The 12,133-nt window shown below is 47.9% G+C and carries 13 protein-coding genes; 7 read left to right on the forward strand and 6 right to left on the reverse strand.

Translation table 11 applies throughout. The annotated features are described in order from the left end of the window. The first annotated feature begins 70 nt into the window (after window positions 1-70). The gene (locus UXZ23_RS08115; RefSeq protein ID WP_320820100.1) at window positions 71-1,618 is read left to right on the forward strand and encodes a cobyric acid synthase; all 1,548 of its coding nucleotides are present in this window, start codon (window positions 71-73) and stop codon (window positions 1,616-1,618) included. Here UXZ23_RS08115 and cobS read toward each other — a convergent pair. The 4 genes from cobS to cobU are packed head-to-tail and all read right to left on the reverse strand — an operon-like array spanning window position 1,607 to window position 4,695. Then, window positions 1,607-2,404, reverse strand: coding sequence for an adenosylcobinamide-GDP ribazoletransferase (gene cobS / locus UXZ23_RS08120; RefSeq protein ID WP_320820101.1), 798 nt, complete (start codon window positions 2,402-2,404; stop codon window positions 1,607-1,609). The genes UXZ23_RS08115 and cobS overlap by 12 nt on opposite strands. Continuing rightward, window positions 2,401-3,042 carry a histidine phosphatase family protein gene (locus UXZ23_RS08125; RefSeq protein ID WP_320820102.1) on the reverse strand — a complete coding sequence of 214 codons (642 nt, stop codon included), beginning with the start codon at window positions 3,040-3,042 and terminating at the stop codon, window positions 2,401-2,403. The genes cobS and UXZ23_RS08125 overlap by 4 nt, the downstream gene beginning before the upstream one ends. A gap of 20 nt (window positions 3,043-3,062) precedes the next feature. Beyond that, a complete protein-coding gene (cobT, locus tag UXZ23_RS08130) occupies window positions 3,063-4,148 on the reverse strand; it encodes a nicotinate-nucleotide--dimethylbenzimidazole phosphoribosyltransferase (RefSeq protein ID WP_320820103.1) in 1,086 nt (361 codons plus the stop codon). Window positions 4,149-4,164: 16 nt separating this feature from the next. Further along, complete coding sequence (cobU, locus tag UXZ23_RS08135) at window positions 4,165-4,695, reverse strand: bifunctional adenosylcobinamide kinase/adenosylcobinamide-phosphate guanylyltransferase (protein WP_320820104.1); 531 nt, start codon at window positions 4,693-4,695, stop codon at window positions 4,165-4,167. A 73-nt stretch (window positions 4,696-4,768) separates the two neighbouring features. Here cobU and UXZ23_RS08140 point away from each other — a divergent pair, with 73 nt between their 5' ends. Then, the gene (locus UXZ23_RS08140) at window positions 4,769-5,113 is read left to right on the forward strand and encodes a PilZ domain-containing protein (protein ID WP_320820105.1); all 345 of its coding nucleotides are present in this window, start codon (window positions 4,769-4,771) and stop codon (window positions 5,111-5,113) included. A gap of 77 nt (window positions 5,114-5,190) precedes the next feature. Then, a complete protein-coding gene (locus tag UXZ23_RS08145; protein ID WP_320820106.1) occupies window positions 5,191-6,111 on the forward strand; it encodes an ROK family protein in 921 nt (306 codons plus the stop codon). A gap of 29 nt (window positions 6,112-6,140) precedes the next feature. On the opposite strand, the gene ampE is transcribed toward UXZ23_RS08145, so the two are convergent. Together ampE and ampD are read right to left on the reverse strand one after the other, a co-directional pair. Further along, window positions 6,141-7,016 carry a regulatory signaling modulator protein AmpE gene (gene ampE, locus UXZ23_RS08150; RefSeq protein WP_320820107.1) on the reverse strand — a complete coding sequence of 292 codons (876 nt, stop codon included), beginning with the start codon at window positions 7,014-7,016 and terminating at the stop codon, window positions 6,141-6,143. 60 nt (window positions 7,017-7,076) lie between these two features. Beyond that, window positions 7,077-7,616, reverse strand: coding sequence for a 1,6-anhydro-N-acetylmuramyl-L-alanine amidase AmpD (ampD, locus tag UXZ23_RS08155; protein WP_320820108.1), 540 nt, complete (start codon window positions 7,614-7,616; stop codon window positions 7,077-7,079). Between the two features lie 137 nt (window positions 7,617-7,753). On the opposite strand from ampD, the gene UXZ23_RS08160 reads away from it, so the two are divergent. The 4 genes from UXZ23_RS08160 to UXZ23_RS08175 form a co-directional block, all read left to right on the forward strand. Beyond that, complete coding sequence (locus tag UXZ23_RS08160) at window positions 7,754-9,097, forward strand: sodium:alanine symporter family protein (RefSeq protein WP_320820109.1); 1,344 nt, start codon at window positions 7,754-7,756, stop codon at window positions 9,095-9,097. Window positions 9,098-9,269: 172 nt separating this feature from the next. Continuing rightward, window positions 9,270-10,121 (forward strand): carboxylating nicotinate-nucleotide diphosphorylase, encoded by an 852-nt coding sequence (nadC, locus tag UXZ23_RS08165; protein ID WP_320820110.1) that lies wholly within the window; start codon window positions 9,270-9,272, stop codon window positions 10,119-10,121. Between the two features lie 279 nt (window positions 10,122-10,400). Next, window positions 10,401-10,934, forward strand: coding sequence for a pilin (locus UXZ23_RS08170; RefSeq protein WP_320820111.1), 534 nt, complete (start codon window positions 10,401-10,403; stop codon window positions 10,932-10,934). Between the two features lie 225 nt (window positions 10,935-11,159). Beyond that, window positions 11,160-12,133 (forward strand): ATPase, T2SS/T4P/T4SS family (locus UXZ23_RS08175; protein WP_320820112.1); only part of this gene is annotated, 974 nt, incomplete at its 3' end.

The following is a 12,133-nucleotide window of genomic DNA, read 5'->3' on the forward strand; positions in this document are numbered from 1 at the left end:
CTAAACAATGCGGTATTGGCGATCATCTGACATACAATAGCGCTTAAATGGATTATCTTAAGTGTACCAGATGCCCAAGCTCGATTCCTCGTCAAACCCAAAAATGAACCAACTTAACGGTACCTTGATGGTTCAAGGAACCACCTCGGATGCCGGTAAAAGCACTTTAGTGTGCGCCTTGGGAAGAATCTGGAGCGATTTGGGTATTTCAGTTGCGCCGTTCAAGCCACAAAATATGGCGTTAAACAGTGCCGTGACGGCTGATGGTGGAGAAATAGGTCGCGCTCAGGCACTGCAAGCACAAGCCTGTCGTTTAGCCCCCCATACCGACATGAATCCGGTACTGCTAAAACCGAACAGCGACACTGGGGCACAGGTGATTATTCAAGGTAAGACCGTCGGAAATCTACCCGCTACGGATTACCACGCCTATAAAAAAACAGCGATGACGGCCGTGCTCGATTCCTATAAACGCCTGCAACAAAAATACGCTAGCGTATTGGTTGAGGGCGCGGGTAGCCCTGCTGAAATTAATTTACGCGAAAATGATATCGCTAATATGGGCTTTGCGGAGGCTGTCGATTGCCCGGTTATTTTGATTGCCGACATTGATCGTGGTGGTGTGTTTGCGCATCTAACCGGCACGCTTGATTGCCTTAGCGAGACAGAGCAAGCACGCGTTATTGGCTTTGTTATTAATCGTTTTCGTGGCGATATATCGCTACTGCAATCTGGCCTAGATTGGTTAGAAGCAAAGACTGGCAAACCGGTACTCGCCGTTCTACCCTATTTACATGGGTTATATTTAGACGCCGAGGACGCTATTGATACGCGTCAAACACTGAACAATAACCATAACAATGAGCAACGCCTGCGCGTCGTCATGCCCGTTTGGCCGCGCATTAGTAATCACACCGACGTCGATGCTTTGCGCCTGCACCCGCAAATCGAATTAACTATGGTGGGCCCAGAGCAGACTCCCCCTCCCGCTGATTTAATTATCTTACCGGGATCAAAAAATACTCGTGCCGATTTGCATTGGCTGCAAACTCAACCAGGGAAATGGCCAGACGCTATCGCCCGCCATCTGCGTTACGGCGGCAAAGTACTAGGAATTTGCGGTGGTATGCAAATGCTGGGAAACAGTATTACCGATCTACTAGGTGTTGAAGGTACTTCTGGCAACAGTATTGGCTTAGGTTATCTCGATATGAGTACTGAACTACTGGCCGATAAAACACTACGACAAGTCACTGGTGCACTGACATTAGCAAACCAAAATCCTACGCCAATCTCTGGTTACGAAATTCATGCAGGCATCAGTGCGTGCACTGAACACGTGGTTATTCGTGATAGCGAAGGCAACCCCGGCGGATATTTAAATCAGGATGGTAATGTCTTAGGCACATACTGGCACGGCCTACTCGATACCCCAGCAGCATTAAGCAGTATTTTACAGTGGGCTGGGTTAGGCGAGGTCGAAGCAGTCGATTTCAATGCGATCCGTGAGCAACAGTTAGACCGTTTAGCCCGAGCCACCAGCGAAGCTTTTGTGTGGCCGAAACTAGGCACTGCATTAGCCGATTTTTACCAACAACGGCCTTGGTTAAATCGCTAACGCGAGCGCAACTAACAAGATCGCTTCTTCAAGCTCAATTGTGGCTCCAAGCGTATCACCAGTGCAGCCTTGCAGGCGTTTTAGCATGGCCGCACGGGCCATTGCCGCCACGGTTAGCCAGACAAGCAGTAATAAAATTGCACTTTTTGGCACTAACAATACCGTCAATAACGCCACAATTACGAGGGTAATCCAGACTCGTATTGGCGTTACTCCCGCCAATAAATTTTTTCCTAATCCGGCTTCACGTACATACGGCGTTGTCGCCAAAACACCGATAACAACTGCTCGCGCGAGTATCGGAACAATAACAATGCTGGCAAATACCGGCCACCAAAATGGGCCGTTTAGCATTGACTGCAACAACGCCTGAAATAGCGCCTCCAGTGCGGCCCATTTAATTAATAACACCAAGACGATGACAGTAACGCCCATAGGACCGCTTTGCGGATCTTTCATAATGGCCAATGTTTTATCGCGTTGACCTAAGCCCCCGACCCAAGCATCAGCGCTGTCGGCTAGGCCATCTAAATGCAAACCACCACTAAGATATGTCCATAGAGTCAATACTAATGCAGCGACTAAACCACTGTTGGCGTGAGGGTAAAAACCAATTAATACACCGACGAATAAGCACAATAAGACCCCAATAATGGCGCCCACCAGCGGATAAAAAATAACAGATAGTGCAGCGATAGATTCATCGTAGCGCTGTATTCTAGGCAAAGGTAAACGTGTTAAAAATGCCAATGACGTTAAGAAAGCCCACCACAATATCATTGTCATGAATCGCTATTGTTTACCTGATTTAATTCAGAGCCATCAAGGGCTTCTAAACTGTACCAGTGTTCTTCGGTGGCGCTTTCAGCGACGGTGTGATCAATACGAATACGCATAAAACCGGCATAAGGAATGGCCAAACGATTCATTGCTTTAGGATCAAGCAAGAGTAGGTATTGAGCCAACACCCGCATCACTCCACCATGGCTCACTACTAATAAATGCTCGCCTTTATGATCATTCAACAAACCGCTCCACGCCAATTTCACCCGCTGCTGTAAATCCGGTACGGGCTCGCCATTTGGCGCACAGAAATTAAGCGGGTCTTGCCACAATTGTTGAGCAATAGCGATTTGCTCGGCCATGACATCGGCGATGAGTTTATCTTCCCAATCGCCGTAATGTATCTCTTGCCAATTAGAATCAACCAATAAAGGAAGATTTAAGCGTTCAGACAGTTGCTTCGCACTCGAATGACATCGTTGCAGCGGCGAACTGATAATACGCGACCATGAGCTGGCAAAACGTTGTGTGCGTTGTTCAAACTGCCAACGCCCGAGGGAGGTCAATTCATGATCGACACGGCCGCGAAAGACTTCGCCGCCTTGAGGTTCACCATGACGGATGATATCGATGCGTGTCACAGTGTGAGCTTTTACTGACATTATTCTGCTTCAGATACTAAGTGTTGCCCAGAGACAGAAGCTTCAGCGAAAGTCGCCATTTCGTTGTGCAATGCTAATGCTTGCTTAACGATGGTCAGTGCCGTTGCCGCACCAGAGCCTTCACCTAAACGCATATTTAATTGCAATAAAGGTTCAGCATCTAATGCCTCTAATACACGCGCATGACCGGGTTCAGCTGATTGATGACCAAATAGCATCCAATCGCGCACACCTTCATTTAGTCTCACGGCTAACAAAGCTGCGGTACTGGCAATAAAGCCATCGACCAAAATAGGAATTCCGCGCTGGGCCGCGCGAATATAGGCACCCGCAATGGCACCTAATTCAAAGCCGCCCACTTGCTCTAACGCTTGCAGAGGGCTTTCTACAAATTCTTTTGCGCGACGCATCGACGCCGCTAATACTTGCTGTTTGTGGTGTAAGTTCTCACCCGTGACACCCGTACCAGGGCCAACTAGAGCTGTAGCCGGTAAATCTAAAATCATCGCCGCTAAACAGGTTGCCGCCGATGTATTACCGATCCCCATTTCGCCGGCAATAAATAGATCGCTACCCACTTCTAGTTGATCGACAATTTCTGCGCCAATGGCTAACGCCTGTTGTGCTTGCTCACTTGTCATTGCCGCTTGCAACGAGAAATCTTCTGTTCCAGCAGCGACAGGACGATGAATAACGCCCTGAAGATATTCGCAAGGAATTGCCGTACCACAATTAACGACGGTTAATCCCATCTGATGAAAGCGCGCTAAAACAGAAATAGCCGCGCCACCGGCAATGAAGTTTTTCAACATTTCAACCGTCACCGCTTGCGGAAATGCCGATACACCCTGAGCTACAACACCATGATCACCGGCAAAAACCACGCACTGAGGCAATTGAATTTGTGGTTTAACTTGCCCTTGCCAAGCCGCGAATTTCACCGCGACCTCTTCTAACATGCCTAATGCCCCAGGAGGTTTAGTCAATTCATTTTGCCGCGCGAGTGCTCCCTGTTCACTGCGGAAATCAGGTATAGCAGTCGCATGCAGCCACCAAGGTGACGACGAACGGGAGGCAGAAGTCATAATTACCTAAATCTTTTTATTTCAGTACAAGGGGGAATCCAGCAACCACCAGCGTAACATGACTGGCTTTTGCAGCAATGTCCTGATGAAGCCAACCTGATTCATCGACAAATCGTCGACTTAATTGGCCCATAGGAACGATGCCGTGACCGACCTCATTTGACACCAATACGACCGGTTGCGCCAGTTGTTCTAAACAATCTATGAGTTTTTGCTTTTCCTCGTGCCAAATATCGCCGTCATGCAATAGGCAATTGGTTACCCACAGCGTTAAACAATCGACCAAAATGACGGCTTTGGGATCTTGTTTAGCTATTGCGATAAGAGCCTGCGCCAAATGTATCGGCTCTTCGACACATAGCCATTCTTCGCTACGATTACGTCGATGGTGCTCTATACGCTGCGCCATTTCGTCATCGCCTGCCTGTGCTGTAGCAACATAAACCACAGCGCGGTTGTCGCTGTGTGCAATATCCGTTGCGGTTTGTTCGGCAAAGCGACTTTTACCCGAACGAGCACCACCTAAAATCAATTGTGTTGTTTTCATGTCACCTTTGCCGACTCGGGTCTACACTGTAAAGCACACCATTTAAGGAAAATCCGGCTGAGGACACAAGCCCATGACCGAACAAACTTCTGCAGATCAACGTATGGAACCTCGTTGGGTTCTAAAAAGTACCGTGAGCGTATTCCAAACAGATACCAAGGAATATCTCGGGTTACTCGTTAACTGCTCGACAGCAGGGTTGATGCTGTCTACCTACCAACGCATGGAGCCGGGTTTAACGATTACCATTGATTTAGTCGATATTCCGCCCAATATCGATGGCCGCCGCACAGGACAGTGCACGGCCGAAGTAATGTGGAGCGATCAGTTAACGCCAAGCCTCTATGGTAGTGGCTGCCGCGTGATCGAAGCGACCGATATACTGCGCAGCATGATGAAGCAATACACCCACACCTAACAGTGACGTATTGTTCTACTCTGACTTATTGTTCTGCTGCGTCTTAGGGGTATCATAAGAGCGAATATATAACTCTTATGAAGCCCCACGTTACTATGCTGCAATTTGGAATTGATCTAGGCGGAACCAAAACTGAAATTATCGCCCTGACAGCCACAGGCGAAACATTACTGCGCCGACGCACCCCTACCCCAAGCCATGATTATCAAGCAATTGTCGATAACATTGCCTCCTTAGTCACCACTGCAGCGAATGAACTAAAGCAACCCTACACTTTAGGTATCGGCATTCCCGGTGCTGTTAGTCCCGTCACTGGGCGCATCAAAAATGCCAATACGGTCTGTCTTATTGGTGAAGATCTCGCTGGTGATATTGAAAAACGCCTCCAACATGCGGTTACCATTGCCAACGATGCAGATTGCTTTGCTTTATCAGAAGCCACTGATGGTGCGGGAGCCGGAGCAAAAAGTGTATTTGCCGTCATTATTGGTACTGGCTGCGGCGGTGGTTGGGTTATTAACGGCGGGTTAGTCAGCGGCCCGAATGCCATAGCTGGCGAATGGGGCCACAACCCCCTACTTTGGCGCACCGACCAAGACACACAAATAGACTGCTATTGTGGTCAAAAAGGTTGTTTGGAAACGCTACTTTCTGGCCCAGGTTTACGCCAACAAGCCTTGGCAGAGACCGGAATCGATCAAAGTGCAGAAGCTTGGGCTGACGCAGAAGCGACCGGCGACGTTCAAGCCGCAAAGGTATTGCGCAATCATGAACTTCGTTTAGCGAAAGCCTTGGCAGGCGTTATTAACACCCTTGATCCGCATGTCATTGTGCTCGGCGGCGGCGTTTCTAATTTGGCAGGAATATATGACAGGGTGCCCAAGCTTTGGGGAGAATTTGTATTCTCAGACACCGTCGTAACACCGCTACGTAAAGCACTTCATGGCGATTCTAGTGGAGTACGTGGTGCTGCTTGGTTAGGCGCTGCGCAAGCATAAATAGGATTACGCAGACATATTTTCGACATTTAAAGAAGAACACCACCGACGGCGGCAACGGCAATAACCACCATCCAAATCGACACCGAACGTAAATGTAGGGCGTGCCATTCATCAAGGTCGCGGGCGGCTTCTTCGGCATTTTCATCCGCTTTATGCCAACGACGTTGTTCGCCGTTAGCGGATAAAGCACTGCTCGCGACATTAAAAAGTAGATCGGCACTATGGGCATTAAGTTGCCAAAGATGCTGCCGCCATACCGGCAGAGCCCGCATAAAGTTTCCTGCCAAGCCATAGGTTAAACCAAGCAGACGCACAGGTCCCCACTCTAACCAATGCAAGTATCTCCATGCTCTATCGTCGCACTCTTGCGCGCGTGCATACTGCACACTAAACCAAGCCAATAGCACACCAGCGACATCAGCCACCATGTACCAAAACACCATTAAAAAGAAATATTCGAACCAGCGATGCAGCAGTGCTCGAATGACTTGCTCGTTCATTGCACTGATATCGTCAGTGACCGTCACCTCGGGCACCGCTAAAAATTGCTCTGCACAATGATATGCCCCTTGGGTATCGCCCTCGCGTAAATCATGACGATAATCATCAAGATGTTTACCAATACTGATGTGCGATAACACGTATGTGAGCAATAAAACTTCTAACAAAACGGTGCCCAATCCCCACGCCCAGAGCTCAACCCAAAAGAATGTCGCGCTAATTATCACCGTGGGAAAAATAACCACTAAGCTGTAACGCACATGCCTATGTATCCAAGAAAATTTGGGTAATTTCCGACACAGTTCTAACCATTTAGCGAAGCTGCGACTACGCGTACTACGCTGCGGTAACGGCAATCGCGCTTGCATCATTAATACGATAAACACGATCAGAAATTTCATGGCACTTCCCTAAAATTGCTCAATAAGAAAAATATCTAAATAAAAAACAGCTAACTAAAATCACCTCACATCCCCTCTGTATCGCAACCAATCAAACGCTGGCCCAGGATCAGTTTTGCGGCCTGGAGCTATGTGTTCATGGCCTGTTATCCGATCAATAGTGATCGCCGGATACTCGCGTTGCACTGCTTTGGTTAAATCGGCTAAAACTTTATACTGGACATCGGTATATGGAGTTTCATCTGAACCCTCAAGCTCGATACCTATAGAATAGTCGTTGCAGTTATCCCTGCCTTCAAAACTCGACTGTCCCGCATGCCAAGCCCTGTCGTTTAGATTAACGAATTGCACCAACTTACCCGTGCGCTCAATCAAGAAATGACTCGATACTTTTAATTCAGCAATTTCGGCAAAGTACGGATGTTGATCGACAGGTAATGCATTCTGAAAAAAACACTGCACATAACCACCACCATATTGCTCCGGTGGGAGGCTAATATTGTGAATAACCAATAGAGAAATATTCGAGCATGGGCGAACGCCAAAGTTGGGCGATGGCACCCATAAAGCTTCTCGGCAACGTCCTGCTTCAATCATCATAACCGTTTGTATCTCTTATGGTTTTCTAACAACAGCTTAGCCGATATTGGGTGGACAATGGGGCTAATAGGCATTTGGCATTGGGTCTATGACTATATATAGTCGAATCAGTTATTAAAAGAATCAGGAGATCTGACATGTTGGAGTTGTTAAATACCGTCAATGGCTGGGCATGGGGACCACCAATGCTTTTTTTAATCGCCTTGACGGGTATTTATCTAACGGTCGGACTAAAAGCCTACCCCATCATGCATTTAGGCAATGGCTTTAAGCAGTTGTGGCTGGGGCGACATAAGCACGGCGAAGGCGAAATATCAGGCTTTAACGCCTTAATGACCTCGCTTTCAGCCACCATAGGAACAGGGAACATTGCAGGCGTAGCCACCGCGATCGCTCTCGGCGGCCCCGGCGCCTTGTTTTGGATGTGGATCATTGCCTTGATCGGCATGGCGACCAAATATTCCGAAGCGGTGTTAGCGGTGAATTTCCGCGAGAAGAATGATCAAGGCCATTATGTTGGCGGACCTATGTACTATATTCGCAACGGCTTAGGGCCTAAATTCAAATGGCTAGCGGTTCTGTTTGCATTTTTCGGTATGCTTGCGGGTTTCGGTATTGGCAACGGCACGCAAGCCAACTCGGTTGCTGATGTAGTGAGTCATTTCAACTTTGCTGGCGCACCGATCCCAGAATGGTTTACCGGTGTGGTGGTTGCGGTGCTCGTTGGCTTGGTATTAATTGGTGGCATTCGTCGTATCTCAGATATTGCCGGTAAGCTCGTACCTTTTATGGCGATTAGTTATGTGCTTGCCGGTATTGTCTTGCTGATTATTTTTGCCGATCGCATTCCGGCCGCCTTAGATCTTATTTTCACTCATGCCTTTGCTCCTATTTCAGCCGTCGGCGGATTTGCCGGTGCAACGGTATGGGCAGCTCTGCGCTATGGCGTTGCCCGCGGCGTTTTCTCCAACGAAGCTGGCTTGGGTAGCGCACCGATTGCACACGCGACGGCGACTACCGATAACCCAGTTCGCCAAGGCACGATTGCCATGCTTGGCACCTTCATCGACACCATCGTTATTTGTACTATTACCGGCTTAGTCATCGTTGCCTCCGGCGAATGGCAAAGTGGCGTATCCGGTGCCAACTTAACCACCGCCGCCTTCAGTGCAGGACTACCCGTCGTTGGCCAATACATAGTAGGAATAGGATTGGCCGTCTTTGCCTTCACGACTATTATCGGTTGGTCTTTCTACGGTGAAAAATGCACTGAATACTTGTTTGGCCCAAAGTCGATTCCAGTATTTCGTATTGTTTGGGTGCTGGCGATTCCCATTGGCGCCACCCAAGATCTCAATAATGCATGGCTATTAGCGGATACCTTAAACGCCCTGATGGCGATTCCTAACTTAATTGCGCTCTTGTTGCTAAGCCCTGTGGTATTCAAATTAACCAAAGCCTTCCTAGCTAAACAGCAGTAATTACATGGCCAGCGTTAGAGGAATACGAACCTTCTAACGCTAAGCTCACTTACTTCAGCAATTTTTTACACCAGCTTTAGGTTTTCGGCTCGCAAGGGTAGAATCAGCACCCTATCGGCAAGCCTCATCCGCCCATTGTTAATTGAATACCTTTTTGCCTGACGAGATCTTCATGGACCTAAGCCTACACACCCAAGATATTCGCACATCGGTTACTCGCGCCATCGAAGAAGATGTAGGTACTGGTGATATCACCGCACAATTAATTCCAGCCGAGAATAACGCGCATGCACGTATCATCTCGCGCGATCGCGCTGTCGTTGCAGGGCAAGCTTGGGTGAACGAAGTGTTTCATCAGGTTGATCCTGCGGTAAGCGTTATCTGGCGCGTCAGCGATGGCCAATGGGTACGCCCCAACCAAGTGTTATTTGAACTTAAAGGTTCTGCGCGCTCGCTACTCACGGGTGAACGTTGCGCCCTCAATTTTTTACAAAGCTTATCGGGCACGGCTACCCTTTGCCGTCACTACGCTTCACTCGTGCAAGGCACCGGCGTGCGCTTGTTGGATACCCGTAAAACCCTACCGGGTTTGCGCATTGCGCAAAAATACGCAGTGACCGTTGGCGGCTGTTATAACCACCGTATTGGTTTGTACGATGCCTTCCTAATCAAAGAAAACCACATCATGGCCGCTGGCGGCATCAATAATGCCGTTGCCCAAGCGCACCAAATAGCGCCCGGCAAACCCGTAGAAATCGAAGTGGAAACTATGCAGCAGCTCGATCAAGCCATTGATGCTGGCGCTGATATCATCATGCTCGACAACTTCAATACCGACACTATGCGAGAAGCGGTTGAACATACCCGCAACAAAACCCAAGGCCGCGTAAAACTCGAAGCGTCTGGCGGTATTAACACCACGACATTACGCAGCTATGCCGAAACCGGCGTCGATTTTATTTCTATTGGCGCGCTGACTAAAGATTGTAAGGCCGTGGATTTGTCGATGAGGTTGCTTGGTTAAAAACTAAGCGCAAGAGCCTATTCTGTATACAAACTGACCAATTTTGTCAGCATGTGCCCAAGCAATGATCAGAGTTGCCAAAAGAATTAAAAAACCCCTATAAAAATGTGATGCATGCCCGCAAACAGGGCTTGCAGCGTGCCTTTAAGCTTGGCACACTCTTCGCACAGTCATTAAAGAATGACCTGATTAGCCAGACGAACCGAAAGCCCTCCCGGCGATCAAACAGAACGGCCAATCAATCAATAAAAAATCTCAAATGAGAGTGGAGAGTTTCCTATGAAATTACAAAAAGGTTTTACCCTGATTGAATTGATGATCGTGATCGCGATTATCGGTATTTTGGCGTCTGTTGCGATTCCGCAATATCAAACTTACACAATTCGTGCTGCAACCACTCCAGAGATCGTTGGAGCCGTTCGACCAGTCCAACTGGCGCTGTCTGAATATGCAGCTATTGGTCAAGCATTACCGGAAGCAGAAACAGATCTAGTTCAATGGGCAACCGGTGAAGCTGCTAATTGCTTGGGTATTGTGCAAAATGTCATCTACACTCCGGCTGATGAATTTTCAGGAGTTATTACGGCGATTACATACTCTGCAGCTTCAACAGTGCCCAGCTGCGTTAAAGCAGGCGCTGGCCCTTCAGATGAACCAACACTGCAAGGCGTAACTATGTACCTCAACGCATTCTCAAATGAAAACGGCGCAGTAAGATACGAGCTTGATACAGCTACAAGTACTGGAGCTGGTGAGTTCCCAGCTAGATTCTTGCCGAAAATTGGAGATAAACCGCAAGTAGTTACTCCGTAATTTGTATAAAAATAACCCCGCCCCTGCAAAGAGGCGGGGTTATTTTTTGCCTAAAATTTGACATCTATTAACTCCTTCTTCTAGTTACCTCCCAGAATTGTCGGTTAGGTCTCACCCCTTGCTGATAATTTTTGAGTACAATCATGCTTCAGTCTGTATTATCAATAGACTGCTATAAAGCCTAAATTTTTATAACCGAACTTAGCCCCGTATGGAGTGTTTTACATGGCGTTATTGACCGGCCTTCCTCGTCGTCTCGTTGAGCAACAACTTCTCAACCAAGCGCAAGCCGAAGAGATACTCGCCAGTTGTAAAAAAGAAAAACAAAGCTTTGTCACACTGGCCGTTGCCAAAAAGTTGGTCAAAGCGAAAGAGCTTGCAGTTCTAGCGTCCGAAGAGTTCGGCCTACCACTGTTAGACCTCGCGGCATTTGACGGCGAATTGATGCCAAAAGAACTGGTCAGCTCTGAACTCATCGACAAGCACCGTGTGCTTCCACTATTTGTACGTGGCAATCGTTTATTTGTTGCCCAAAGCGATCCATCGCAAATGATCGCTATCGACGAAATCAAGTTCAATACCGGCATGACGGTAGAAGCGATACTCGTTGAAGAAGATAAACTCAGTGTTGCCGTTGATCGTTTTTTATCCGCCAATGACAATACTCTCGGGGATCTTGATAGCGCACTCGACGACATTGATTTAGATGACCCGAACGCCCGAGACAAAGAGGATGAACAAAATAGCAACGCAGGAGGCGATGACGCTCCTATCGTTCGCTTCGTCAATAAAATTTTATTAGACGCAATTAAATCCGGAGCATCCGATGTTCACTTTGAACCCTACGAAAAACGCTACCGTGTACGTTATCGTACCGATGGTATTTTATTAGAGGTCTCCAGCCCTCCGGTGAATTTAGCTGGTAAAATTGCGGCACGCTTAAAAGTTATGTCGCAAATGGATATTTCTGAGCGCCGTCTTCCCCAAGATGGTCGTATCAAGATGAAGCTTTCCAAAACGAAAGCCATCGACTTCCGCGTCAATACCTTACCCACGTTATGGGGCGAAAAAATCGTACTGCGTATCCTTGATCCGTCTTCAGCTAAACTAGGGATTGATGCTCTAGGCTATGAGCCAGAGCAAAAAGATTTGTACTTAAATGCCTTAGCAAAACCACAAGGCATGATCTTGGTGACGGG

The organism is Thalassolituus sp. (genome assembly GCF_034111725.1).
Classification (GTDB): Bacteria; Pseudomonadota; Gammaproteobacteria; order Pseudomonadales; family Oceanobacteraceae; genus Thalassolituus.